The following is a 25,454-nucleotide window of genomic DNA, read 5'->3' as shown; positions in this document are numbered from 1 at the left end:
TCTCCTTATGTTACAATGAAACTCGGCACAAAGTAAGAAAGGATGAAACAACAATGACGAACGAAAAAGGTTTAGATAAAGGATATGAACTTGTGGCAAAAATGCACGAAGTATTCGGACATCCTGTTACAGATGTACCAACAAAATTAACGGAAGAACGTGCAAAAATTCGCGCAAGCTTTATGCAAGAAGAGTTAGAGGAATTTTTAGAGGCAAGTACTGTAGAAGATCAATACGATGCGTTAATTGACCTTATTTATTTCGCATTTGGAACATTTGCAGAAATGGGAGTTCGTCCTGATAAAGGCTTTGAAATTGTAAACAATGCCAATATGGCAAAGCTATTCCCTGATGGAAAACCACGTTTCCGTGAAGGCGATGGGAAAATTTTAAAACCAGAGGGCTGGCAAGCACCTGAACCACAACTACGTGCTGAAATTGAGCGTCAACGCCAAGAAGCATTAGCAAAAGTGGGAAAATAACATTGAACCGGCTGCTAGGAATATCCCGGCAGCCTTTATTTTTATGTCTTTTTTATCGAAACGCCGATATATTATGAGAAAGGAGCTATCTGTATAGAAAGATAGCTCCTTTTTCTTATTTCTTCTTCTTTTCTGTTGGCTGACTTTGTTTAGAGAAATTAGATGAATCATCAAAGTTTGGTTGTTTTTTACCAGCGTTATTACTTCTACCTTTTCCCATATGTAATGCACCTCCCCTCACTCTTACTATACCCAAATAAAAAATCCCCTTGCATCCAAGAGAATTTTTTAACATGTTCTTTATTCCATTAATGTCCTGCTGCTCCTGTCCCCGCAGTACTCCCAGCTCCGCTATACCATATTTGATGTTGCTGATGTTGTTGGCCTTGGTGACTGCGGTGACCATGATGACCGTGATGGTCTTGGTGACCGTGACGGCCTTGGTGACCGTACTGACCTTGATAACCGTGATGGCCTTGGTGACCGTGATGGCCTTGATGACCATCATGGCCTTGATAACCGTGATGGCCTTGGTGACCGTGATGACCTTGATAACCTTGATGGCCTTGATGACCTTGATGGCCTTGATGACCATGATGGCCTTGATGACCATGATGGCCTTGATGACCATGATGGCCTTGATGACCTTGATGGCCTTGGTGGCCTTGGTGACCGTACTGGCCTTGGTGATGCATTTGATGAAAAACAGCCTGCGGGTGAATTTGATGATGACCGCGGTGATGGTGTTGACCATGATGATCGTGGTGGCCTTGATGACCGTGAATTACTTGTGGAAATGTTCCTCCTCCTCCTCCTATAATAGGGAAACCACCGAATCCCGGTTGCGGACCAACTGGTGCAGGAAAGCCTGTTTGCGCCCCGCCCACAAATGCCGGAAATGTAGTTGGTGCTCCTACAGGAACTCCGCCTTGCGCTCCTCCTGGTGCTCCTCCCACCCATGCCTGCATTCCACTATATCCTTGTTGCCCGGCTTCCCCCATTAACATCTGCGTATGACCAGCTGCCTGACCAGACATAAAGCCATGCGGTGCGTTATTATCCATCCCTTTCATTTCTTTCACCCCTTCTTCACAATTTAGCCTACCTTTTTTATCATATTTCACATGGAAGAATAGGTGTTTGTCTATGCCGGAATTCCGCTCTTTTTTCAATTGTCTCAAAAAAAGAGCAGCCTTTTCATAAGGGCTGCTCTTTCCTATTAATTTGCAACGATATTAACAAGTTTTCCAGGAACAACAATTACTTTACGAACTGTTTTCCCTTCAATTTGTTCTTTAATTTCCTCAAGGGCAAGTTGTTCCATTTCTTCTTTTGAAGCATCTTTTTTCATTGTTAGTTTTGCACGAACTTTACCCATAACTTGAACAACGATTTCAACTTCATCTTCTACAAGTTTAGACTCATCAAATGTTGGCCAGCTTGCATATGAGATTGTTTCACTGTATCCAAGCTTACTCCAAAGTTCTTCCGCAACGTGCGGTGCAACTGGTGCAATCATTTTTACGAAACCTTCTACATATTCTTTCGGAAGTGTTTCAGCTTTGTATGCATCGTTGATGAATACCATCATTTGAGAAATCGCTGTATTGAAGCGAAGCTCTGCATAGTCTTCTGTTACTTTCTTCACTGTTTGGTGGTAAGCTTTTTCAAGCTCTTTATTTGGTGCATCAGTAATTTTTCCACTTAATTCACCGTTATCTTGAACGAATAGACGCCATACGCGGTCTAGGAAACGACGAGCTCCGTCAAGACCATTTTCAGACCAAGCGATTGAAGCATCTAATGGTCCCATGAACATTTCGTATAGACGAAGTGTATCTGCACCATGGCTTGCTACGATGTCATCAGGGTTTACAACGTTACCCTTTGATTTACTCATTTTCTCGTTGTTTTCACCTAAGATCATACCTTGGTTAAATAGTTGTTGGAATGGCTCTTTCGTTGGAACTACACCGATATCATATAATACTTTATGCCAGAAACGAGCATATAGTAAGTGAAGTACAGCATGCTCTGCACCGCCGATATAAATATCAACTGGAAGCCATTGCTTTACTTTCTCAGGATCTACAAGTGCTTCGCTGTTGTTTGGATCGATATAGCGTAGGTAATACCAGCAACTACCAGCCCATTGCGGCATTGTATTTGTTTCACGACGACCTTTTTTACCAGTCTCAGGGTCGACAACATTTACCCACTCTTCAATGTTTGCAAGTGGTGATTCACCTGTACCAGATGGACGAATGTTCTCTGTTTTCGGAAGAACTAATGGTAATTCTTCTTCTTTCACAGCTGTCATTGTGCCATCTTCCCAATGGATAACTGGAATTGGCTCACCCCAATAACGTTGACGACTAAATAACCAGTCACGTAGACGGTACGTTACTTTTTGATTTCCTGCGCTTGTTACTTCAAGCCATTCAATCATTTTTGTAATTGCTTCTTCTTTATTTAATCCATCAAGGAACGCTGAGTTTACGTGCGCGCCATCACCTGTGTACACTTCTTTCGTAATGTCTCCGCCTTTTACAACTTCCTTCATCGGAAGATTGAATACTGATGCGAATTCATAATCACGCTCATCGTGAGCTGGAACTGCCATTACAGCACCTGTTCCATAAGTCGCAAGAACGTAATCAGCGATCCAGATTGGTAATTTCTCACCATTTACTGGGTTAACTGCGTAAGCACCAGTGAATACACCTGTTTTCTCTTTCGCAAGTTCTGTACGCTCTAGATCACTCTTCATTTTTACAGAGTTAATGTAAGCTTCTACAGCTTCTTTTTGCTCAGCAGTTGTAATTTCTGCAACAAGCGCATGCTCTGGAGCAAGTACACAGTATGTTGCACCAAATAATGTATCAGGGCGCGTTGTGAAAACTGTGAATTTCTCGTCTGTACCATCGATATTGAAGTGTACTTCCGCACCTTCAGAACGACCGATCCAGTTACGTTGCATGTCTTTTAAGCTTTCTGGCCAATCAAGATCTTCTAGATCTTCTAATAGACGATCTCCGTAAGCTGTAATTTTTAACATCCACTGTTTCATCGGGCGACGCTCAACAGGATGTCCACCGCGCTCACTCTTGCCGTCGATTACTTCTTCGTTCGCAAGTACTGTACCAAGTGCTGGGCACCAGTTTACAGGTACTTCATCAACGTAAGCTAAGCCTTTTTCAAATAGCTGTAAGAAAATCCATTGCGTCCACTTATAGTAGTTTGGATCTGTTGTATTTACTTCACGATCCCAATCGTAAGAGAAACCCAGTGCTTTAATTTGATTACGGAACGTGTTAATGTTTTTCTCTGTAAATTCTGCTGGGCTGTTTCCAGTATCAAGTGCATATTGCTCTGCTGGAAGACCAAATGCATCCCATCCCATTGGATGCAGAACATTATAGCCTTGCATACGTTTCATACGAGATAAAATATCCGTTGCTGTATATCCTTCTGGATGTCCTACGTGAAGGCCTGCTCCTGATGGATATGGGAACATATCTAGTGCATAAAATTTTGGTTTTTCTGTCTCATCTGGCGTGCGGAATGTTTTATTCTCTTCCCAATACGCTTGCCACTTCTTCTCGATTTCTTGATGATTAAAGCTCATGAGATATCCTCCATTCAAATTGTATTTATTTTCACCGCCTAAAATACAAAAAACCTCTCATCCCTAGAAAGGGACGAGAGGTTATAGATTCCCGCGGTACCACCCTAAATTAATGTAATAAAGGATGTTCAAAACGCCCGGTAAAGATCGCTTGAACAAGCACTAATATATACATTCGCTTAGATCCGTAACGTGGATGAACGGCAATTGCTACTTTAGTTCACAACTGCAACTCAAAGGCGAGTTCATAATGAAACGTGGATTGACTTGCACCAACCGTCAACTCTCTAAACCAGCTTCTATTACTACTACTCCTTCTCACTGTTGTTAAAAATATGAGTTAATTTAAATATATTCTAAAACATGTTACATGTTCCGTCAAACTAAACTGCAATTTTTTCTTCTACTGTTTCTTCTACTTTTACTCGTTTGTCATACATACTCGTTGCAATAAGCGCTATTACAAGCATTACCATGATTGCGATAAACAATACTTCCATATTGTATAAGTCAACAATTGCTCCGCCAACAACTGGTCCAAACATCTTCCCAACAGTCGCTGCACTATTTACAACACCTTGATAAAAGCCGAGTTTATCATTTGGCGCTAAGATGTTTGCAATCGTTGGTACAGCTGGCCATACAAATAATTCACCAATTGTTAATGTCACCATTGCAACAAGGAACATTGTAAATTCCTGTGCTTGACTAAGTACGATAAATGACACTGCAAAAATACCGATTCCGATCATAATTTGTTGTTTCAAAGAACGCTTCATCGCACGAATAATCATACTTACAAGCGGCTGTGCACAAACAATCATCGCCCCGTTTATCGTCCATAATAAACTATAATGGCGAAGACTAATATTTAATTCTTGCATATGTGTCGCAATCGCACCTTGCCATTGTACATATGTAACCCAGCATAAAGCATAAGCAACACATACGATAAGAAGCGCCTTGAATCCCGGTGTAAGCGACCAACCTTTTTTCGTTTCGACCACTGTTTGTACACTTTGCTCTTTTTTGTCTTCCATACCGCGGAATCCAATAAAAGCAATTAAGAAGAAAATAAAGTATAAAATAAAGTTCGCTAAGAAAATATAATCAAAACGATAAGAAGCGACTAACCCACCGCATGCCGTCCCGACAGCGATCCCGACGTTTTGTCCAACATACATCGCATTAAATGCTCTTCTCCCGCCTTCTGGCCAAACCGTACCAACCATCGCATACATCGATGGAAAGACCATTCCAGAACCAAATCCAATTAATGCAAGCCATACAACGTACAACGGCCAACCGTGGAAAAACACAAGACCTAAAATCGATATGAGTGTAATGACAATTCCTACTAAAATTGATTTATATCCGCCCCATTTATCAAATAACACACCGCCGAGTAAATTACCAATTACACCAGTAAGTGAGTTAATCATCAATACCATTCCGGCTACAGATAATGATTTTCCTAAGTGATCATGTAGATAAATGGTATTAAAAGGCCATAAAAAAGAAGCACCCGTGACATTAATAATCATCCCAGCTACTAATAGCCATACTTTCCTTGGCATAGTTTCCCCCTCCTATTCAGTTTTTTCGTTCTTATATATAACAGTAAAATTGTAGTCGTTTTTATATAGGAAGGCAACTGATTAATAGTTGGTGAAATTCAGATAATAGCCTGTACAAAGAAATCCGCCCTACATAGAGAGGCGGATTCCTTTAACTTTATTTCTTTTCTTTTACATAATCTATATAAACCAAAACAGCTACAACGATAAAGCTTATACTAACCATGCGGAAGATCATTTCTAAACTCATCCACTTCGCTAAAATTCCTAATACAAATGCACTAATCCCAACGCCAACGTCAAAGCTTGAAAAGAAAGTCGCATTTGCCGCTCCACTTTTCTCTGCGCTAACCTTTTGCACCGCCCACGTTTGTAAACATGGCATAACCGTACCGTAGCCTGCACCGAATAAAATCGCTGCAAAAATAAGATACAAATCATTCTTCGCATAAGACAATGTGACAAGTGATAAAAATCCTAATATAGCAGAGACAATAATAATCGTCCATGGACCTTTTTTATCATACCATTTCCCTGTAAAAGGACGTAATATAGTTGAAACAATTGCATTGATAAGAAAGAATAGAAAAATATGCTCTAGCCCTTGTTGTTTTCCAAATAGAACGATAAACGTAAGAATTGCTCCAAAACCAAGTGTTGTAATAACAGCTAGCAACGCCTGGAACCATACCTCTTTTTCAAAAATCATATCAAAAAAACGAAATGGTTGCTTTTCTCTCTTTACAGGAGTGGGAGCATGAACCAATTGAAGCATAATAGCTGCTAGCAAGCTAATCGTTACTGACGACCAAATTAAAATATCAAAGGAAAAAGATCCGTAGATAAAAATCCCTATACTCGGTGCGATAATAGCTCCGACCGTTGTTGAAATAGAAAAATACCCCATTCCTTCTCCTAATCGCGCCTTAGGAATTAACTCCACAGCCATTGTACTGTTAGCAGTTGTTGATACACCCCAAGCCACTCCATGAAAAATTCGTATGAGTAAAAACAACCATACAACATTCAGAAACGGATATATGAGTGTAACAATCATTAAAGCTACACTTGCACCAATAGCTAAATTTTTTCCTTTATTATCAATTAAATAATATCCGATTAAAGGTCTAATACATACAGCACCTATCGTAAATAACGTTGTAACTAAACCTACTTGAATAGAACTGGCATTCACACTTATTAAATAAGCTGGCAAAATGGGCAGTACCATTTCAAACCCTATAAATACGAAAAAGTTACTAAGAAATAAAAACAGAAATGATTTATTAAATTTTTTTTGATTTTCCATATCGTGATTCCTCGCTTCTAAATTGTTTTTAACTTAGAAGCGCCCAGATCACCGAAACGTTTTTCAATTGTCTTAGTCTTTTAGTCAATTGAATCACCCTCTCTCGTTCACATTATAATCTATATCAAAATATCGTTTTAACTCAAAATAAAAATCCTGTATTAAAAATAACACTTTTAATACAGGATTCTACTCTATATAATCATTCTTGGCAACCGCCTTTAATATCCATTTAAGAATGAATAACCTACCAATTTAAAGTTTTTTGAACTAACTTCTATAACATTGGAATCGTTCCCTTATAAAAAATCATCCAACTTCTTTTTTCCGTTTTGCACTTTCTTTAGAGCTCCATTTAAATATTTTGTCCAATAGAGAATATATTCTCGCAGATTCCTTCGTTAGTAAAGGCCCTAACGATGCCAATATTAAAACATATAGGGCTGAAAATGGTTTAATTGTTGCCATTAAGCCACCAGCTATTCCAATATTAGCGACAATAATGGAGAATTCTCCGCGTGATACAAGAGTTAACCCAATATTCGTAGAAGCCTTATGTGATAACCCGGCTTTACGTCCAGCAATCATTCCAGCTGTAAAGTTACCGATGATCGTTATCAAAACCGCTCCTAAAGTTAGCCAAACAGCTCCACCTAACGAAAAAGGATCTATACTTAAACCGAAGCTGAAGAAGAATATAGCTCCAAAGAAATCACGAAACGGAACGACAAGATGCTCAATGCGGTCACTATGCTCTGTTTCAGAAAAGACAAGCCCTAATAATAAAGCTCCAATCGCCTCAGCAACATGGATTGTTTCTGAGAATCCAGCGACGAAGAACAAAATAGCGAATATTACGATAATAAAGATTTCATTAGACGAAATATCCAGCACTTTATTCAAGAACGGTGTAGCTTTTCTAGCAATTACAAAGAATAGCAACATGTATCCTAATGCAATTAAAACAGATGTCAGAGCTCCTACAAATGAAGTCGCACCTCCGAGTACTAAGCCTGAAACAACAGATAAATATACCGCTAAAAAGATATCATCAAACATAATGATCCCTAATATTAGCTCTGTTTCTTTATTACCTGTTCTTCTTAAATCAACAATTACTTTTGCTACAATTGCACTTGATGAGATTGTAATAATCCCGGCAATAATTAATGTTTCTAATAGAGGAAAACCCATTACATATCCATAAAGTAAACCTAATGTGAAATTAAGTGATATGTGAATTGTGCCTCCAATGGCGATTGATTTTCCTGATTTAATTAATTTTTTCATTGAGAATTCTAACCCTAAATAAAACAGGAGGAATATGACACCAATACGTCCTAGGAAAGCAATTACTTCTCCACTTTCAATGAATCTTAAGTCTATAATTCCTAAATCTGGGGCATGTGGTCCCACTAACATCCCGAGGATAATGAGAAATGGAATAATCGAAAACTTTAGTCTTGCGGCAAGGATGGCTGCAAACGCCACTAATACTAACGCAGTTCCAACTTCAAAAATTAAAGTATCCATCGACTATGAATCACCTCCTGCTGAAAGTAACTCCTTAATGATTCTTTTCACTTCATGCCGTTCTCCTGATAATACCAACATATCACCAGCATCAATAATAGAATCTGGGCCTGGATTGAAAAATTTCTTCATATTCTTCTTCAAAATAGCAATGACAGTTACGTTATACGTTTTTCTAATAGCTAAGCTACCAATTGTTTTCTGAACCGCTGGCGCATGATTCTCCACTTTAAACCACTCAATCGATAATCCTTCAAAAGCCATTTCAATCGTATCTAGAGCTTGCGGTCTATACACCATTCCGCCTAATATGGCAGCGATTTGCCTCGCTTCAGAGTCACGAAGAGAAATACTTGAAATACTTTCTTCATGATCAGTATCAAAATGATACATTTCTCTTCGCCCATCATCATGAATAACGATAACCATTTTTTCATTACCTTTTGTTATGACTTCAAATTTACATCCGATACCCGGAAGTTCACTTTCTCTAATGTTCATATTCATGCCTCCTAAAAATTTTTTTAGTTAAGGCTCTTCCTATTTACAAATCTACATCAATTTCTGTTTTAAACTTTTCATCTTTTGAGATTCCTAAATACTTTAATGTTTCTGATGGAGTCGCATGATGAAAATGTTTTTGAAGAAGCGCAATTGCTATTCCTCTTTTATACGCATGGAATCCAAATGTTTTTCGCATTGAGTTCGTTCCAATCTTACCAGGAATTCCAATCGCTTCAGCCGCACGATGAATAATACGATAAGCCTGTTGGCGCGTAATTGGATTTTTTGTTTTATTAGATTGGAATACGTAATTCCCTCTTTCTACAACAGAAGATTGTACGTAATCCAAAAGCGCTTCTTTTACTTTTGTATTTAAATAAATATCTTGTTTAAATTTTTCATCTTTCACAGGAAGAGAGTAAAAATCTTTAACAGTTCCATCTTCATTTATTACATCTTCAAATTTCATGTTTAGTAGCTCTGTAATCTTTAATCCAGTATTAATTCCAATAACAAATAAAAGGTAATCTCGCTGGGAATGCTCTTTTAAATATGTTTTCATAGCCTGAATTTGATTTATATCTGTTAACGCCTCTACACATTCCATACATGTATTCTCCTCATCTTATGATCGGTAAATTTTCTAATTATCTTGTTCATTTTACCTTATCATGCTAGAAGATTTCCATGCATTATCCATTTATAATTTCTTGATTTCACATGCTACCTAAATTTTCAAACTACGCAACTGGAGCAACATACTTTAATATCCCGAAAAATTCCGGATATTTATGATGTGGAAATTTACTATTATAAAAATAAGTTGAAACTAGAAAAATAATGAGAGATAAAAACGAAAATAGTAAAACATCTTTTGATCTCAGCATTAAACCTATTATTTCAAGTAAAGATCCATCTTCTTTACGCAAGTAGAATTCCTCCTTTCATCTCTCTAACTTTTCATTTCTCACCTCCCTATACATCAACTTTATGTTACTTAATTATATAATATACTATAATTAAGTAACATAACAAGGTTTTTTTATTATTTTTCTGAAAACACATACATTTTCCATGGGAAACAAAAAATACCGAGCACCCTCTGCTCGGTATTTTCTAATTCTTAGTCTTCTTTCGGAAGAACAATTCCTTTATACAATTGAACTGTAATGAAGTAATAAATCGCGTAAATGACTACAAAAATAACAATTGGAAGCCAAATACGGAAGTACGGATCAATTAAAATAAATCCAAAGATGTTCATACCAACTAATACGTGAGCGATACCAACGATTGCCGGGAATAAGAATACTAAGAATAACTCTTTATATATTGATTTCGTTAATAATTCACGGCGGACACCGATCTTACGAAGCATTTGGTAACGCGTAATATCACTTGATGCACCAGATAAAATTTTAAACATTAAACAACTTGCCATCATTGCTAGGAAAGCAATTCCGAGGAAGAAGCCCATGAATACAGTTCCGCTGGCAACAGTGTAAAATCCAGTATACAGTGCATGTTTACTTTGTAAACCTTCTTCTTTTACATTTTTATATTTATCTAGTTGCAACTCGTCAAGTTTTTTCCATTCTTGTTTATATGTTAAGAAGTTATCTGATTTTCCAAGTAGTGCAACGCCCTCTTTACCTTGTACGCTATCATACATCTTTTTATCAACAATTTTGATTGTATGGCCAGGATGCACATAGAATGGTTCGATTGTACGGAGCGCTCCAAACCATGCCTCTGGAATTTCTTTCGCCTCAGGATTATTATGCGTATCTGAAACTGCCCCTACTGGTAACTCTTCAGATACTGGTTTATATTTCATCACATCTTTTAATCCTTTAATATCTTTTCCTGGCTTTATATCCATGACTAAAGGACGATTTTTTTCTAAATCCTCGTTTAAGTAATACACAAACTTATCATCTGTTTTATAACGGTATTCGTTTTTCTCTTTAAATGTAATACCGTCTAGTATTTTCTTTTCTTCAGCAGTTTGATTATGAATGGTTACATCGTAAACAGAAAATCCATCCACCATCAACATAACATTGTTTTTAAAAGCCATACCGCCAGAGATTGCTCCAGCTCCAAGCGCAACTAGCATCGCCACTGTCGCTAGTACTTTTGTTAAACTATTAATGCGGAAATTTAATTGTGCAAATGTAAAAGCATTCAGTCCTTTTTCACTGCGCTTTTTATTGCTCTTTAGCTTTTTAATGATAAACGGTAGCGCCGCTCCAAATAGCATGTAAGTTCCTGCTGTTGTTGTAATTAAGGCGATGACAATTCCCATCTCTCTTAATTTGTCCATGTTAACCATAGAAACATAGCCAATACCTAATAAAATAATAGCAAGAAACGCTACAACAACTGTCATTTTTCCTTTTACTGCAACGCGTTCTGTTTGTGCATCTGCATGTACAAGTTGCAACACAGAAATACGTGATAATTTAATACTGTTCATAATAGCAGACAATACAAATAGCACAAAGAAGAAAATGCAAGTAACTGTCATCGATGGGACATAAAATGGTTTATAACCGCTTCCTGCAAATTCTAACTGCTTCATTAACAATTGACCTATTCCCTGTGAAAGTCCTACACCAACCGCAATTCCAATTACTAAAGATGCTACTCCAATAATGATTGTTTCCATAAACATAAGCAAAGTAATCTTATGTTTCTTTGCCCCTAACATCATATACATACCGAACTCTTTTTGACGAAGCGATAGTAAGAAAGAGTTCGCATATAAAATATAGAAAAATGTAATAATTGCTAGTAAGAACGAACCAGCTTGGAAGACAAATGTGATTGATTTAATAGCCGAATTAGATTCTAAAAATGCTTTATTCAATGCTAACGTTTGAAACATATAAAAAATTGAAATGGACATAACAAGACCAACAAGTAAGACGATATAGTCTTTCAACTTACTTTTTAGTCCTGACATAGAAAGCTTAAATAACATGCCTGAACCTCCTCTCTTATACTTTTTGTGTACCTAAATCTGCAAGCACATCTAAAATTTCTTTATAGAATACTTCTCGCGTACCACTGCGGTGAATTTCTTTGTATAACTCTCCGTCTTGAATGAATAGAATACGCTGACAGTAACTTGCGCTATATGGATCATGAGTAACCATCATGATAGATACACCTTGTTCTTCATTTAAGTTTGTCATCGCATCTAGAAGGCTTGTTGCGTTTTTAGAATCAAGCGCTCCTGTTGGCTCGTCTCCTAAAATAATCGCTGGTTCATGTACAAGCGCACGTGCAGCTGCAGAACGTTGTTTTTGTCCACCAGATACTTCAGATGGGTACTTTTGCAGGATTGCTGAAATCCCTAGCATTTCCGCTACCTTTTCTACTTTTGGACCAATCTTTCTTGAAGGAACACCTTGAAGAGAAAGTGGCAATGCAATGTTTTCATAAATTGATAGGTTTTCTAATAAGTTAAAGTCCTGGAAGATGAACCCTAATTTTTGAGAACGGAAATCTGAAAGCTCCCCTTGCTTCATCTTTGTAATATCCGTACCGGCAATTTCAACAACGCCGCCCGTTGCTTTATCTAACGTTGAAATTACATTTAATAATGTTGTTTTTCCAGAACCAGATGGTCCCATAATTCCAACAAATTCACCCTCTTGAATCGAAAATGATACACCTTTTAAGGCGTGCGATTGGCTCTCGCCTTTTTTACCGTACACTTTTTGGACGTTTTTTACGTCTACAACTGGTTTGTTCATCGTTATCCTCCTACGTTTGTTTTTCCGTTTCCTATTTTGCGCCTTTTCTAGGATATCTGCTATTGGTTAACATTACATTTACCTTACATTTTTGTAATATAAAAAAGCTGAGCTTATATAAGCTCAGCTTTTCATCGCATTAACCTTTTAAAACAAACTCATTTCTGAAGCAGTTTTCTTCTATTTTATTTCTTTAAAGGCGTAACCGCCCAATACGTAATCACACGCCAAATCCATTCAAATGGACCCATTTTGAAAAATTTCATCCAGATAACACTGAAGACAATTTGGATTGCATAAATTACGATACACACATATAAGGTCTGGATATATGTCAAGTTTCCTGTGAAGTTAAACACGCTACCTGCGAGTAAAATCATCGCAGTTTGTCCAACATAGTTTGTTAGTGCCATCCGACCGTAATATTTTAATGGTGCTAGTAATGCTTGTACTACTTTTGTTTGTAACAATAGGATTAATAATCCAACATAAAATGCGGAGACAATCGGTCCTACCGCGATACCAACTAGCATAAACTTACTTGCCTGCTCTATATTTGGATCATCTACTCCACCTAAAATCATATTGTCAAAAGGTAAAGCAGGTACTTGTTGGTACTGATACCATAGACCAATTACACTTAAAATAAACATAACTGCTGTAAAAATAGCCACTTGTGTTGTTTTCTCTTTGATGTTCTCAAATACGCGATACTGTCCAGCTGCAAGTCCCAATAAAATAAGCGGAATTGGTAACAGCGTCTTACCACCAAAAATACCAATAACAATTGTTAAAATAAGATCGATCACTAAATTGATTCGTTTGTTTACTTTATAAAACGGTAAAGTAATTAATCCACAAACCGCATAAATTGCTAAAGCTTCCCCTGGCTGAAACATTTGATGAATTACACCAAAAACAAATAATGCCACTAACCTACGTAAAAACAGAACATATCCATTTTTCCCTTTCGCAATGGCTCTTGTAATAAAGATATAAAACCCTACTCCAAATAAGAATGAGAAGATAGAGAAGAAACGTCCCTCTACAAATAAGTATAAAAATCTTTGGTAGCTTGCATCAATTGTGTCTGGGTCTGGTGTTTTAATATTAAGTAGTGCAAGAATATTTACTAAAATAATTCCCAGTAATGCAAAGCCACGAATGTAGTCTAATTCATCAATTCGTTTGTTTGTAATATTTTTTTCCATGCTACAGCTCCTTGCGTTAGTTTTAATCCTCCTTTACTCTACTGGAAAAGTAAGATTCCACCTATCGCCTAACCTTACAGAAATCTTACATTATTGTAAGGTCACAAAATAAAACCAGGTCATACTGCGACCTGGTTTACTCTGATTGTTTTGATCTTTGCGGTTGTCCCTTTTTACGATTACGCTGCTTCGCTTGTACGACTGGATCAAGTTCATTAGAAAACTCTGCGTTGTGCCCATTTTGCGTTTTTTGCTCTGGGTTGTTTTGATCTGAACGCTTTGCCATTCCTATCACTCCTTATTAGTGCGGTGTAATAATCATTTGATGCTGCAATTGACGAACTGCCATACGTGCACGATTTAATTGTTCACGCTGTTCATCATTTGCGTGCTGCTGCATAACTTGTAAATCGTTATACGCTTGTTCTAATTGTAACTGGGCATCAGAATATTCCATTGTATTGTAATGTTCTTGTCTACTCCCGATATCTAATTGCTCTTTTGCATACTCAATTGCTTGCTCTGCTTGCGTAATATATTCTTCAAGTGATTGACGCTCTGCCATTATATAGCCTCCTTGCCTTTAGTTCTCCTTTAGTGTGTCCCTTCCATATCGACCTTATGAGTATGTTATAATGGATTTTGTTTCATTTTAGGCACTAGGAGGGATATGTAATGAAGGTTCAAAACCCTTTTCCATATACAAATGACAATAAACGTTACCATACGTGGAATTATCACTTACGAAAAGAGTTCGGCGAAAAAACCTTTAAAGTTTCATTAGATGCTGGCTTTGACTGTCCAAACCGTGATGGAACAGTTGCATACGGCGGTTGTACATTTTGCAGTGCCGCTGGTTCTGGTGACTTTGCTGGTGATCGCCGCGACGATGTCGTAACGCAATATCATGAAATGAAAGAAAAAATGCATTCGAAATGGAAGGATGGAAAGTGTATCGCTTATTTCCAAGCGTACACAAATACACACGCTCCATTAGAAGTGTTAAAAGAAAAATTCGAACCACTTTTAGCAGAAAAAGACGTTGTCGGTCTTTCGATTGCAACTCGGCCAGACTGCTTGCCTGACGATGTTGTTGAATATTTAGCTGATTTAAATAAACGCACATACCTTTGGGTAGAACTTGGACTACAAACAGTTCATGAGCGCACAGCAAATCTTATTAACCGTGCTCATGATTATCCAACGTACGTGGAAGGTGTAAATAAACTTCGTAAACATGGCATTAGAGTATGCGCTCATATTATTAACGGACTCCCACTTGAAGACTACGACATGATGATGGAAACTGCCCGTGAAGTCGCAAAACTTGATGTACAAGGCATCAAAATTCATTTGCTTCATTTATTAAAAGGAACGCCAATGGTAAAGCAATATGAAAAAGGTCAGTTAGAATTCCTCTCTCTTAAAGATTATGTAAGTCTCGTTGTTGACCAACTTGAAATGATTCCAGCAGATGTCATTGTACACCGCATCACAGGTGACGGTCCACCTGACTTAATGATTGGTCCAATGTGGAGCTTAAATAAATGGGAAGTATTAAATTCCATCGATGCGGAATTCATGCGCCGCGGAAGCTGGCAAGGAAAATATGCAAATGAGGTGAAACCATTATGAAATTAGAACGTGTCTTGCCGTTTGCACGCACGCTTTTGCAAACAGCTGTTAAAGAAGGAGATTACGCCGTAGACGCAACGCTCGGAAATGGTCATGATACTTGCTTTTTAGCAGAGATTATTGGAGAAAACGGAAAAGTGTTTGGATTTGATATTCAGCGTGAAGCGATTGATAGTTCTGCCGCTCGCCTAAAAGAAAAAGGATTAGAAAACCAAACTGTTCTCGTCCATGATAGTCATGATACGTTATTAGCGATATTGCCAGAAGAGGCAAAAGGAAAAGTAACTGGAGCCATTTTCAACTTAGGTTATCTTCCTGGCGGTGACAAGCATATCGTGACAAAACCAAACTCAACGATAGCTGCTATTGAACAATTATTAGAAGTAATGGCACCAGAAGGAATCATCGTTCTTGTCATTTATCATGGACATCCAGAAGGACAAGTAGAGCGCGATGCGGTATTGAAATTTGCTGAAGAACTCGATCAAAAACAAGCTCACGTACTTCGTTACGGATTCATCAATCAGCAAAACAACCCGCCATTTATCGTGGCGATTGAAAAGCGCTGAATATATCGGCGATTTTTTCAATATATGGACTGCTAGACAAAAATCACTAAAAGACGTGCACATGCTGCTCGTCTTTTTTACTGTTCCAAGAACACAACATACCATATAATGGATGTTAAAGGAGGCAACCATTTTGTTATTAGAACTAAAGAAGATACAAAAAAAATATGACAAACAACTTATACTAGAAAACATCCATTTATCAATTCCAAAAGGACAAGCAGTTGCCATTATCGGCGGCAACGGTACCGGAAAAAGCACTTTACTAAAAATCATCGCGGGATTTATTCATCCTACGGTAGGCACAATCCACAAAGCGTCAAATTTGAAAATCGGATATGTACCAGAACATTTTCCAGAAGATATTCGTTTTACGCTAGAAGATTATTTATATCATCTCGGTCGTATTCATGATCTATCGAAAAAACATCTACAAACGAAAATTCCTTCGATATTAGAAACTTTTCATTTACAGCATGCCAATCATTCCGTTATAAAAAACTTTTCAAAAGGAATGAAACAAAAAACGAATATTATGCAAGCACTCCTTAGTAATGTTGATATATTGATTTTAGATGAACCACTTTCTGGGCTTGATCCAAAATCTCAGAAAGAAGTTGAACATATATTACTTACATTGAAACGACAAGGTCTCACAATTCTCTTCACTTGCCATGAAAAACAACTCTTAGAAAGCTTTGCCGACCGAATTGTAACAATCGCTGATTATACCATTGCAGAGGACAAGCTTTTGGCAGCTGATATAACCCAAAAAGAACATATTTACATAGAAGCGACCATACCACACACATTTTCCATCTCAGAATTACAAAAACAACCCGGATATGTACATGTTACATATGACGCAAAACAGAATCTCATTCAATTACAAATTGAAAAGACTTGTACAAATGATATACTTCACTATTTATTACATACCAATGCATCCGTTACATTATTACAACCTAAATTGTTAAAGCGAGAGGAGGATTTCTATGCTCGCACTCATTCGTTACAATTTTCTTGATTATACAAAGTCATATAAATATGTTCCACCAATCGCAATGTACATCGTAAGTTTACTTTTTGTTTATACTTATAAACCAAATCCAATTGTTGCAACGTATTTAGAAACTGCTCTTACGCTCTACTTACTGTCAGCTTGGATTACGATTACACTGTTTCATACGGAAGATTCTGTTCAAGAACAAATTACTCTTTCTCATACAAAAAACATACAGACTTTATACCTTGGTAAATATGTAACAGTTCTTCTTATTTGCGTAGTTTTATCTCTAATTTCGGTTATATACCCTATTGCTTTTCAAATGTTTAACGAAAAAATGACACTCTCATTATTTATCACGGGATTCCTTTCCCACTTTTCTTTATCTATACTTGGGATTTCCATTGCAATACTATTTACGCGAAACATCATAAAAAAAGCAAGTACAGCTTGGCTTAGCCTTTCATTTGTATTACTGATTACAATTGCATCCATTCGTCTCAAAAAAGACATGCCGGAATTATTATGGTTTTTCCCGCCTATCAATGATTTTATGATGCTTGGTTCTTATGAATACAACTTGGCTATCCATACACTATGGCTTACTTCATGGGCTCTTTTCTATTCATTTGTTTTAATGAGTTTCTTTCTCTATCTTGTACGAAAAAGAAGGAACATGTAGACGGAAACAAGAATTTCTAAATTTAGATTATGCAATCAGGAGGATTACAATAATGATCGGAATACTAGCAGGAATGGGGCCAAGATCAACAGGTCCATTCGTTGATACAGTCGTTGAGCAATGCCAAAAAATATACGGTGCAAAACATGATATGGACTTTCCTCATATGATGATTTATTCTTGTCCAACACCTTTTTATATCGATAGACCGATCGATCATAAAGCTATGGAACAGGCTATTATAACTGGTGCAAAGAAACTTGAAAGTACAGGTGTCGATTTTATTGCCATGCCATGTAATACAGCTCACCTATATTTGAATCAGTTACAAAACTCGATTTCAGTTCCCATTTTAAACATGGTAGATGAGACGATAAAAGAAATACCAAATCATGTTAAAAAAATAGCTCTCTTAGCAACCGATGCAACTATTCAATCTGACATATATCAAGATGGGATTACAAAACGTGGTATGGACTATATACATAAAAATAGCTGGCAAACCACGATCACTCAAATTATTTCTAACATAAAAACAGGAAACATCAATAAAGCAAACGAATTATGGCATACACTTTGTATAGAATTATCTGAAGCAGTGGATGTCGTTATTATAGCTTGTACCGATTTAAATGTTGTATCAAACACAGGAACAAATAACCTTTACTTTGTGGATTCATCGCTTTGTCTTGCTAAGGCGGTTGTTCATAAATATTTAGCAAATCAATTGTAAATTACATACATATTCTATACGCCAAGAACAAAAAGACGTACACATGCTGTACGTCTTTTCCTATTCCCCTAAGATTTTTTATTTTTTTCACAATTTTTTCAAAGTAATCACACCTAGTCTCGCTATATTAAATACATATTCTATTCATATATGGAAGGTTAGGGGCATTAAAGTATGAAACTAAATCGTTCGCTTCACTACATTTTCTGGAGGTGGCATTTTTACGCCGGTCTATTTATTACGCCACTTCTCATTACTTTATCACTCAGCGGCATTGGATATCTGTTTCGAGAGGAAGTTGAAAATTTCATTTATAAAGATTTATATTTTGGAAATAGTGAGCAAACCGAATCTCTGTCTATGTCTGAATCTGTTTCGCTAACAGAAAAGAAGTATCCTCACTATACCGTTACAAAAATTATTCATTTTAAAGACGAACATAATACTAGACTTACAATGAAAAATGAACATACAGGTGATCAAAAATATGTTTATTTAGATAACCATAATCAAATTGTTGGAGATCAAAACGCAAATGAAACGTTTGCCAGTATAATGCGGGAATTACACAGTTCCCTTCTAGTTGGTGGAACTATTGTAAACTACTTAGTAGAACTTGCTGCTTGCTGGACCATTTTTCTAATTGTTACAGGTTTGTACATGAGTATAAAACGTTTCAAAAATACTCCGATAGCAAATGCTAGAGAGCGTTCAAAACGACTACACAGCATAATCGGTATCGTATTTACAATTCCACTCGTCCTCTTAGTACTGACAGGATTACCTTGGTCTGCTTTCATGGGGAAACAAATTTATAATATCACAACTTCAAGTGAATCACTTGGATATCCAAAATTATATATGGCGCCACCAGAGTCTCAATTTAAAGAATTGCCATGGGCGACTAGACAAGAAACTCTCCCACAATCAGATTTTACTGAGCAGAGTACACTTTTAATCGATGAGCTAGAAAAAAAGCTTAACATTGAAAAACCGTATGTCATTTCATTGCCAAATAATTCAAAAGGAGTATTCACAGTTTCGAAATCTAGTGGTTCTGGTATTACAGGAATGCACGTATCACCAAATGAAGAGATTACTGCATATTTTGATCAATATAGCGGGGAGCTTATTTCAAAAATTGACTATCGTGACTATGGATTATTTGCACAATGGTTTTCCTATGGTATCCCTCTTCATGAAGGACATTTATTCGGATGGCCAAATAAAATACTATGCTTACTTACAGCCTTATCCTTGTTATTTCTCATTTATTTTGGTGTTAAAATGTGGCTAGCAAGAAAACCACAAGGTAAGCTAGGAGCACCACCAAAACAAAAAGATAAAAAAAGTCTATTTGTCTTCATACTTATTATGATTGTTTTAGGTATTGTAATGCCTTTATTCGGTTTCTCTGTTCTTATTATTTTTATTGTTGAATTTTCACTATATCTTTACTCTAAAATACGGGTAAAAAAATGAAAAAAGCATTTGTACAATTCATCTTGTACAAATGCTTTTTTCATTTTTCTCTTTCTTCCACAAATTTAACAATGAGCATTATCAACTTAGACTATATAATCCGTTGTTGTTAGAGCACCAGCTCTATTCATCATTATGTATAATTGTGATTCTTCCTTCCAGCCACTATTATTTCTTCTACCTTCCGAACAAACATACTAGGATCTGCACGTTGAATATGTTTTATCTTTATCCACTCCGTACCGTGCAGAATGGAAATTTTCGTTCCAAACAAACCTTCTTTCACCTTTATAGTGGATATGTTATCAAATGAAAATTCTTCAAATAATGTATTTCCAGCAATATCAGGTCCACAGAAAAAGAGCCTTTTATTTGTCAAAACGATTACACCTGGTCGCATGACACTCCGATATATGAAAGTTTCTAAAGAACATTGCAAGTACGATACAATATTTTCATCTTCCAATAGTCTCTCTTTGGCTTGATCTAATACATTCCCCATGCTTCCACCACCTTTTGAAATGGTTATATTTTAATTATCCTAAAATTGGAATATAAAGTAAAAACAAAGTACAGCGAGGATTCTCGTCAAAAACCAATCAAAAAAGACGTGCATCATATACACGTCTTTTTCTTTCTCTATCACTCCGCCATTTTCTTTCTATACATCTTCCCGTTCCAATAGAAGAATCGTGAAGTGAATCCACCATATTTCACAATGCGTCGTGCCATTTGCTGCATATTCTTTTGCTCTGATACCTTTTGGTCCGATAAATAAATTCCAAGGAGACCACGGCTAATAAGACGATGAAACTTCGCATGCGGTAAGTCACCGATATTTCTTTCTGCTTCTTCCACAAAATGCTTCATTCGTTCTAATATGACTTGTTCATTTTCATAATAACTACAGAAGTTTAAGTCTCCGCCAATACGATCTTCTTCTTGATCAATGAAATAATCAAGTAAAATATGAAGTCCTTGTACATATGGAAAATAACCTTGCTTGATCTTTGCAATATCTTCATCAAGTAATTCATCATGAAACGCATATGCCACGAGACAAAAGATTCCAAGTGTGGATCCTGCACATGCAGAAAATTCAAACCAGCTCATCGCTGGTACATTTTCTTTATGAGCTTCAAACCATGTTTGCAAGCGTGGCTCTCTTTCTTCTAATTTCACATGCTTATGAATTTGCAAATCACAATAGTAACAAGCAAGCTCGTGAAGAATTGGAGCAATTTTGTCATAATGCTTTGTTTTTCGCAACACATCTTGGCATGTTGCAACAAGCTCATCTAAATAACCACCATCATCTTGATCATCACGGTAACGATAGTAATTCGTTCCTTCACTTTCAGGTGTTAGTGCTGTTATCATTGATTCATGCAGTGCGGCAAAATCATTCGGATCAAGCGATGTACTACGATCACATAAATTATCTAAGTAATCACTAATCGTCTGATACGCCACAATAAAACGAATACAATCCTCACGGTGTTCATTTGCAAGCAGCGCTAAAATACCACCGCCTTCACAATGAAACGTTTTATGTTCAATACTTGCAATTGCTTGGTTATGAAGCTCATCATTCGGAATATGGTAGGCACGCTCTTTCCACATCGCTAGCTCATGGTGTACAGCCGGAAACACATCACGGTATACTTTCGCCATGAGCGTTATGGGATTACTCGGTACGTTCACTTCTTCCTTCATCTCCTCTATTAAATGTCCAAATCATTATTTATTTGTTTCTATTATGTTATTTACATGTATTTCAGTAAATGCTTTGATATAGCTAAAAATTTCATCTCGCTCATACTCATTTAATAGCTCATGATAACAATTTGACCATTCCTTATACGCCTTATCACTAACCTTTAAGTTATCAAACCATTTACGGACACGTGTTTTATCTACAAGTTTATCCTCACATGCCTGCATTAGCAAGAGCGGAATGTCTGGAAATTCATCTATTTTATCATGAGCGATCTGGATAGATTTTATCAATTCACTATACCAACGAACTGACACCTTGCGCAAGAACAATGAATCATTCTCCATAGCATCCCGAATTTCTTTATTTCGCGTTGACATTTCTACTGTAAGGTTTGTTTGGAATTGAAGTTTCGGTGCGAGGATATTTAGCACCTTTGAAATCGCACGAAGCGGCGCAGCAGGTGCAGCTAAGACTCCTAAACATGGCGAGCTTAATATGATACCATCTATATCTTCTCTCTTCGTTTCTTCCATCATCCGAATAACAATCAGACCACCCATACTATGTCCAAATAAAAAAATAGGCAACCGATATTTCCTCGCTTCTTTCGCCCATAATTTTATTTCTTCTATGTATTCATCAAACGAGTCAATATGTCCTCTATTTCTTGAAGTTGTTCCATGAGCCGGAAGATCTCCCATAACAACATGATAACCGAAATGATTCCACATTTCGGCTAGCGCTTCATAACGTCCGTGATATTCCATCGCACCATGTACAATTACAATTACAGCTTTTGCCTCTTCCGCTTCATAATTCCACATAAGAAACTCCTCCATTTCACTCTTTTCTGTAATTTGATACACTAAAACTAGTTTCTAGGAAAGGAAGGCTTTACATGATATATCCTTATAAAGATAAAAATCCGAAAATTGCGAGTAGTACTTTTATCGCTGACTACGTTACAATTACAGGCGATGTCACAATTGGTGAAGAATCAAGCATTTGGTTTAATACAGTTATTCGTGGCGATGTCTCACCAACAATCATTGGAAACAGAGTAAATGTGCAAGATCAATGTACACTTCATCAAAGTCCGCAGTACCCCCTTATTTTAGAAGACGATGTGACAGTTGGACATCAAGTGATTTTACATAGCTGCACCTTAAAAAAAGATGCTTTAATTGGGATGGGTTCTATCATTTTAGACGGTGCCGAAATTGGCGAAGGTGCATTTATCGGCGCTGGGAGCTTAGTTTCACAAGGAAAGAAAATCCCGCCTAATACGCTCGCTTTCGGTCGTCCTGCAAAAGTCATTCGCGAATTAACAGATGAAGATCGAAAAGATATGGAACGCATTCGTAGACAATATGTTGAAAAAGGACAGTACTATAAATCACTGCAAAAATAGTTCTATATAAAGTGAAACTTTAATCAGTGGGGGGCCATCCCCCACTGATTATTAGCCCTCACCAATCGGGCTTTTACGGGCAGTTGATCTCCCACCTATCTTCCTTGTTTCTCTCTGAATCTTGAGGTGGGAATCTTACTGCCCGTTAATGCGGGATACATCCATTTTGATTTTTCGACATATAATCTGCTGCTATGAAGAACAAAAAGTGAACTACGCTCGTTTTCTCTCTTTGTTTTAACTTGGCATAGGGCAGGCAAAGGGTCTGATCGCTTCTATGCATGGCCGGATGCTCTCTCCCACCTAAAAAGAATAGTTTTATGTCATTTTTTCAATTTGTATTTATATACTTGCTGCCACTAAAGTGGCAGCTTTTTTCGTTAAAACTCTAACACTTTCTTTACAAAACCTTATTATTCCCTCAATAAAATCTTATTAAAATAGAAGATAGCATCTGAATATATATGTAAATGAGGGGGAAAGGTTTCATGAAGGTCAGCTCCTTATATAAAATAGAATGTTACATTTTCAAAGGAATTAACCGTTACTTTGATCAAAAAACATTAAATATCTTTTTCCGCACGATTACACATATCGGTGGCGCAATCTTTTCGATCTCGCTCACGTTATGCTTTCTTATCTTTTCAAAAGGGCTTCTGCACACTGCCACAATTGCAGCAGCTCTTTCATTAGCAATAAGTCATATTCCTGTGCAAATTTTAAAAAGGTGGTACCCACGTAAACGGCCTTATTTAACAATTCAAGATGCGAAATACCCATTGCATCCATTACAAGATCATTCATTTCCATCTGGTCATACAACAGCTATTTTTTCAATTGTTGTTCCATTTATTTGTTACGATACAAACTTGGCAGCCTTTTTACTTCCATTAGCAATGATTGTAGGAATTTCCCGTATCTATCTTGGGCTTCACTATCCATCAGATGTACTTGTAGGTATGTGCCTTGGCACATGTTCTGGCATCATCTCTTTTTATCAATTCATTCCACTTTTCATGTAAAGGAGCGATTGGATGAGAGTCGCTATATTTACTGATACATTTACACCGCAAGTAAACGGCGTGGCAAAAACATTAGATCGTTTGACCTGTTATTTTCAAAAACAAAATATTTCCTATTCCGTATTTGCACCGCAGCATACGGCAGAAGATGACTTCGTAGCCAATGTGAATAAAATGAGAAGTATCCCGTTGAAAATATTATATCCAGAATGTCGATTCGCTTTTCCAACTCCGCGTATTAGGCGGGAACTTCTCAAGTTTAGACCCGATATTATTCATGTTGCTACTCCTTTTAACATGGGACTATGCGGCATGTATTACGCAAAAAAATTAAATATCCCTCTTGTCGGTTCTTATCACACTGACTTTGATGCCTACTTGCAATATTATAAAATTGAATTTTTCTCCAATATGTTATGGAATTATTTAAAATGGTTTCATAGCCATATGCAAAAAAACTTTGTCCCTTCTCTTGAAATATTACAGCAATTAACAAAAAAAGGATTTCAAAATTTATATATTTGGGGAAGAGGAGTAGATTGTTCTCTCTTCCATCCTGCTTACAATAAAGACCTATTCCGAAAAAAATATAATATTACTGCTCCCTACATTCTTTCCTACGCCGGCCGCATTGCTCCTGAAAAAGATATCGAGACGCTTCGTATATTGATTCAAATAACACTGAAAGAACGAACAGATGATATTCATTGGCTTATTGCTGGAGATGGCCCCCTTGCTAAGGAATTACGTAAAACCGTACCAACAACTAACGTGACCTTTACAGGATATTTACAAGGGAAAAACTTAGCGGAAGCTTATGCATGCTCTGACCTGATGGTCTTTCCATCAGCCACCGAAACATTTGGCAATGTCGTCCTTGAATCCCTTGCATGTGGCACACCAGTACTTGGTGCAAATTCTGGTGGGGTAAAAAATATTGTTGCAAATGGAAAAACAGGTTTTCTTTGTGAACCAAAAAACTCGGAATCATTTTTATCATCTATTTATCAATTATTAAATAATAACGAACTGCGAAAACAGATGGGTACAGCAGCCTGTTCCTACGCCGCTACACAAAACTGGGATGAGATTTTCCACGGCTTATACATGCAATATGAAGAGGTGCTTCAGCAAAACAATGCCGAACTACTTGCATAATAGAAAAATTGAACGCAAAACATACAGC

The 25,454-nt window shown here is 37.0% G+C and carries 26 protein-coding genes and 1 other annotated feature; of the genes, 10 read left to right on the top strand and 16 right to left on the bottom strand.

Annotated elements, in window-relative coordinates:
• Positions 1-53: 53 nt before the first annotated feature.
• A complete protein-coding gene (locus AAIE21_RS18785) occupies positions 54-482 on the top strand; it encodes a pyrophosphohydrolase domain-containing protein (protein WP_336450477.1) in 429 nt (142 codons plus the stop codon).
• Positions 483-790: 308 nt separating this feature from the next.
• Here the strand turns inward: AAIE21_RS18785 and AAIE21_RS18780 are convergent, their stop codons facing one another.
• From AAIE21_RS18780 to AAIE21_RS18720, 13 genes are all read right to left on the bottom strand, one after another.
• Positions 791-1,555, bottom strand: a complete 765-nt coding sequence (locus AAIE21_RS18780; protein WP_343268241.1) for a hypothetical protein — start codon at positions 1,553-1,555, stop codon at positions 791-793.
• A gap of 146 nt (positions 1,556-1,701) precedes the next feature.
• A complete protein-coding gene (gene leuS / locus AAIE21_RS18775; RefSeq protein ID WP_343268170.1) occupies positions 1,702-4,110 on the bottom strand; it encodes a leucine--tRNA ligase in 2,409 nt (802 codons plus the stop codon).
• 66 nt (positions 4,111-4,176) lie between these two features.
• Positions 4,177-4,441: a binding site (T-box leader), on the bottom strand.
• A 52-nt stretch (positions 4,442-4,493) separates the two neighbouring features.
• Complete coding sequence (locus AAIE21_RS18770) at positions 4,494-5,687, bottom strand: MDR family MFS transporter (RefSeq protein WP_343268169.1); 1,194 nt, start codon at positions 5,685-5,687, stop codon at positions 4,494-4,496.
• A gap of 157 nt (positions 5,688-5,844) precedes the next feature.
• Entirely contained in the window at positions 5,845-6,996 is a 1,152-nt protein-coding gene (locus AAIE21_RS18765; protein WP_343268168.1) for an MFS transporter, read from the bottom strand.
• A 309-nt stretch (positions 6,997-7,305) separates the two neighbouring features.
• On the bottom strand, positions 7,306-8,529 hold the full coding sequence (locus AAIE21_RS18760; RefSeq protein ID WP_221783932.1) for a cation:proton antiporter: 1,224 nt from the start codon (positions 8,527-8,529) through the stop codon (positions 7,306-7,308).
• A gap of 3 nt (positions 8,530-8,532) precedes the next feature.
• On the bottom strand, positions 8,533-9,030 hold the full coding sequence (locus AAIE21_RS18755) for a cation:proton antiporter regulatory subunit (RefSeq protein ID WP_343268167.1): 498 nt from the start codon (positions 9,028-9,030) through the stop codon (positions 8,533-8,535).
• Positions 9,031-9,073: 43 nt separating this feature from the next.
• On the bottom strand, positions 9,074-9,640 hold the full coding sequence (locus tag AAIE21_RS18750) for a tyrosine-type recombinase/integrase (RefSeq protein WP_343268166.1): 567 nt from the start codon (positions 9,638-9,640) through the stop codon (positions 9,074-9,076).
• A 133-nt stretch (positions 9,641-9,773) separates the two neighbouring features.
• Positions 9,774-9,962 (bottom strand): hypothetical protein, encoded by a 189-nt coding sequence (locus AAIE21_RS18745; protein WP_343268165.1) that lies wholly within the window; start codon positions 9,960-9,962, stop codon positions 9,774-9,776.
• A 194-nt stretch (positions 9,963-10,156) separates the two neighbouring features.
• Positions 10,157-12,019: an FtsX-like permease family protein gene (locus AAIE21_RS18740; RefSeq protein ID WP_343268164.1), complete on the bottom strand. Its 1,863-nt coding sequence runs from the start codon at positions 12,017-12,019 to the stop codon at positions 10,157-10,159.
• 16 nt (positions 12,020-12,035) lie between these two features.
• Positions 12,036-12,797, bottom strand: a complete 762-nt coding sequence (locus AAIE21_RS18735; RefSeq protein WP_343268163.1) for an ABC transporter ATP-binding protein — start codon at positions 12,795-12,797, stop codon at positions 12,036-12,038.
• Between the two features lie 185 nt (positions 12,798-12,982).
• A complete protein-coding gene (locus AAIE21_RS18730) occupies positions 12,983-14,008 on the bottom strand; it encodes a DUF418 domain-containing protein (RefSeq protein WP_343268162.1) in 1,026 nt (341 codons plus the stop codon).
• Between the two features lie 136 nt (positions 14,009-14,144).
• A complete protein-coding gene (locus tag AAIE21_RS18725; RefSeq protein WP_241815049.1) occupies positions 14,145-14,294 on the bottom strand; it encodes a glycogen biosynthesis protein GlgD in 150 nt (49 codons plus the stop codon).
• A 15-nt stretch (positions 14,295-14,309) separates the two neighbouring features.
• Positions 14,310-14,573, bottom strand: coding sequence for a YtzC family protein (locus AAIE21_RS18720; protein ID WP_000840862.1), 264 nt, complete (start codon positions 14,571-14,573; stop codon positions 14,310-14,312).
• Between the two features lie 110 nt (positions 14,574-14,683).
• On the opposite strand from AAIE21_RS18720, the gene mnmL reads away from it, so the two are divergent.
• The 6 genes from mnmL (at position 14,684) to AAIE21_RS18690 (ending at position 20,115) form a co-directional block, all read left to right on the top strand.
• Positions 14,684-15,643 (top strand): tRNA modification radical SAM protein MnmL/YtqA, encoded by a 960-nt coding sequence (gene mnmL / locus AAIE21_RS18715; protein WP_343268161.1) that lies wholly within the window; start codon positions 14,684-14,686, stop codon positions 15,641-15,643.
• Positions 15,640-16,212, top strand: coding sequence for a tRNA 5-(aminomethyl)-2-thiouridylate-methyltransferase MnmM (gene mnmM / locus AAIE21_RS18710; RefSeq protein WP_343268160.1), 573 nt, complete (start codon positions 15,640-15,642; stop codon positions 16,210-16,212). Before mnmL ends, mnmM begins: the two co-directional genes overlap by 4 nt.
• 133 nt (positions 16,213-16,345) lie before the next feature.
• Positions 16,346-17,239 (top strand): ABC transporter ATP-binding protein, encoded by an 894-nt coding sequence (locus tag AAIE21_RS18705; RefSeq protein WP_343268159.1) that lies wholly within the window; start codon positions 16,346-16,348, stop codon positions 17,237-17,239.
• Positions 17,208-17,900: an ABC transporter permease gene (locus AAIE21_RS18700; RefSeq protein WP_343268158.1), complete on the top strand. Its 693-nt coding sequence runs from the start codon at positions 17,208-17,210 to the stop codon at positions 17,898-17,900. The genes AAIE21_RS18705 and AAIE21_RS18700 overlap by 32 nt, the downstream gene beginning before the upstream one ends.
• Positions 17,901-17,952: 52 nt before the next feature.
• Complete coding sequence (locus AAIE21_RS18695; RefSeq protein ID WP_343268157.1) at positions 17,953-18,633, top strand: aspartate/glutamate racemase family protein; 681 nt, start codon at positions 17,953-17,955, stop codon at positions 18,631-18,633.
• Between the two features lie 174 nt (positions 18,634-18,807).
• Entirely contained in the window at positions 18,808-20,115 is a 1,308-nt protein-coding gene (locus AAIE21_RS18690) for a PepSY-associated TM helix domain-containing protein (RefSeq protein WP_343268156.1), read from the top strand.
• Positions 20,116-20,248: 133 nt separating this feature from the next.
• Here AAIE21_RS18690 and AAIE21_RS18685 read toward each other — a convergent pair whose 3' ends face one another.
• The 3 genes from AAIE21_RS18685 to AAIE21_RS18675 form a co-directional block, all read right to left on the bottom strand.
• The gene (locus tag AAIE21_RS18685; RefSeq protein ID WP_343268155.1) at positions 20,249-20,617 is read right to left on the bottom strand and encodes a PH domain-containing protein; all 369 of its coding nucleotides are present in this window, start codon (positions 20,615-20,617) and stop codon (positions 20,249-20,251) included.
• A 140-nt stretch (positions 20,618-20,757) separates the two neighbouring features.
• The gene (locus AAIE21_RS18680; RefSeq protein ID WP_343268154.1) at positions 20,758-21,819 is read right to left on the bottom strand and encodes a tetraprenyl-beta-curcumene synthase family protein; all 1,062 of its coding nucleotides are present in this window, start codon (positions 21,817-21,819) and stop codon (positions 20,758-20,760) included.
• 36 nt (positions 21,820-21,855) lie between these two features.
• Positions 21,856-22,659 carry an alpha/beta hydrolase gene (locus AAIE21_RS18675; RefSeq protein WP_343268153.1) on the bottom strand — a complete coding sequence of 268 codons (804 nt, stop codon included), beginning with the start codon at positions 22,657-22,659 and terminating at the stop codon, positions 21,856-21,858.
• Positions 22,660-22,733: 74 nt separating this feature from the next.
• Between AAIE21_RS18675 and AAIE21_RS18670 the strand changes: the two genes are divergently transcribed.
• The 3 genes from AAIE21_RS18670 to AAIE21_RS18660 all read left to right on the top strand — a co-directional run bounded on the left by AAIE21_RS18670 (position 22,734) and on the right by AAIE21_RS18660 (position 25,426).
• Positions 22,734-23,246, top strand: coding sequence for a gamma carbonic anhydrase (locus AAIE21_RS18670; protein WP_241815039.1), 513 nt, complete (start codon positions 22,734-22,736; stop codon positions 23,244-23,246).
• 488 nt (positions 23,247-23,734) lie between these two features.
• Positions 23,735-24,268 (top strand): phosphatase PAP2 family protein, encoded by a 534-nt coding sequence (locus AAIE21_RS18665; protein ID WP_343268152.1) that lies wholly within the window; start codon positions 23,735-23,737, stop codon positions 24,266-24,268.
• A 12-nt stretch (positions 24,269-24,280) separates the two neighbouring features.
• A complete protein-coding gene (locus tag AAIE21_RS18660; RefSeq protein WP_343268151.1) occupies positions 24,281-25,426 on the top strand; it encodes a glycosyltransferase family 4 protein in 1,146 nt (381 codons plus the stop codon).
• The last annotated feature ends 28 nt before the right edge of the window (positions 25,427-25,454 follow it).

It is taken from the genome of Paenibacillus sp. 102, assembly GCF_039549175.1.
Lineage (GTDB): Bacteria > Bacillota > Bacilli > Bacillales > Bacillaceae_G > Bacillus_A.
Note: the sequence above shows the minus strand (reverse complement) of the source record. Positions and strands in the feature narration are given on the sequence as shown.

Coding starts and splice junctions, on each gene's coding strand:
- AAIE21_RS18765 (WP_343268168.1), bottom strand. CDS start 6,996: ATGGAAAATCAAAAAAAATTTAATAAATCATTTCTGTTTTTATTTCTT.
- AAIE21_RS18750 (WP_343268166.1), bottom strand. CDS start 9,640: ATGGAATGTGTAGAGGCGTTAACAGATATAAATCAAATTCAGGCTATG.
- AAIE21_RS18760 (WP_221783932.1), bottom strand. CDS start 8,529: ATGGATACTTTAATTTTTGAAGTTGGAACTGCGTTAGTATTAGTGGCG.
- AAIE21_RS18660 (WP_343268151.1), top strand. CDS start 24,281: ATGAGAGTCGCTATATTTACTGATACATTTACACCGCAAGTAAACGGC.
- AAIE21_RS18695 (WP_343268157.1), top strand. CDS start 17,953: ATGATCGGAATACTAGCAGGAATGGGGCCAAGATCAACAGGTCCATTC.
- AAIE21_RS18720 (WP_000840862.1), bottom strand. CDS start 14,573: ATGGCAGAGCGTCAATCACTTGAAGAATATATTACGCAAGCAGAGCAA.
- AAIE21_RS18725 (WP_241815049.1), bottom strand. CDS start 14,294: ATGGCAAAGCGTTCAGATCAAAACAACCCAGAGCAAAAAACGCAAAAT.
- AAIE21_RS18670 (WP_241815039.1), top strand. CDS start 22,734: ATGATATATCCTTATAAAGATAAAAATCCGAAAATTGCGAGTAGTACT.
- AAIE21_RS18665 (WP_343268152.1), top strand. CDS start 23,735: ATGAAGGTCAGCTCCTTATATAAAATAGAATGTTACATTTTCAAAGGA.
- AAIE21_RS18675 (WP_343268153.1), bottom strand. CDS start 22,659: ATGTGGAATTATGAAGCGGAAGAGGCAAAAGCTGTAATTGTAATTGTA.
- AAIE21_RS18700 (WP_343268158.1), top strand. CDS start 17,208: ATGCTCGCACTCATTCGTTACAATTTTCTTGATTATACAAAGTCATAT.
- AAIE21_RS18780 (WP_343268241.1), bottom strand. CDS start 1,555: ATGAAAGGGATGGATAATAACGCACCGCATGGCTTTATGTCTGGTCAG.
- AAIE21_RS18685 (WP_343268155.1), bottom strand. CDS start 20,617: ATGGGGAATGTATTAGATCAAGCCAAAGAGAGACTATTGGAAGATGAA.
- AAIE21_RS18770 (WP_343268169.1), bottom strand. CDS start 5,687: ATGCCAAGGAAAGTATGGCTATTAGTAGCTGGGATGATTATTAATGTC.
- mnmM (WP_343268160.1), top strand. CDS start 15,640: ATGAAATTAGAACGTGTCTTGCCGTTTGCACGCACGCTTTTGCAAACA.
- AAIE21_RS18755 (WP_343268167.1), bottom strand. CDS start 9,030: ATGAACATTAGAGAAAGTGAACTTCCGGGTATCGGATGTAAATTTGAA.
- AAIE21_RS18690 (WP_343268156.1), top strand. CDS start 18,808: ATGAAACTAAATCGTTCGCTTCACTACATTTTCTGGAGGTGGCATTTT.
- mnmL (WP_343268161.1), top strand. CDS start 14,684: ATGAAGGTTCAAAACCCTTTTCCATATACAAATGACAATAAACGTTAC.
- AAIE21_RS18735 (WP_343268163.1), bottom strand. CDS start 12,797: ATGAACAAACCAGTTGTAGACGTAAAAAACGTCCAAAAAGTGTACGGT.
- AAIE21_RS18730 (WP_343268162.1), bottom strand. CDS start 14,008: ATGGAAAAAAATATTACAAACAAACGAATTGATGAATTAGACTACATT.
- AAIE21_RS18740 (WP_343268164.1), bottom strand. CDS start 12,019: ATGTTATTTAAGCTTTCTATGTCAGGACTAAAAAGTAAGTTGAAAGAC.
- leuS (WP_343268170.1), bottom strand. CDS start 4,110: ATGAGCTTTAATCATCAAGAAATCGAGAAGAAGTGGCAAGCGTATTGG.
- AAIE21_RS18785 (WP_336450477.1), top strand. CDS start 54: ATGACGAACGAAAAAGGTTTAGATAAAGGATATGAACTTGTGGCAAAA.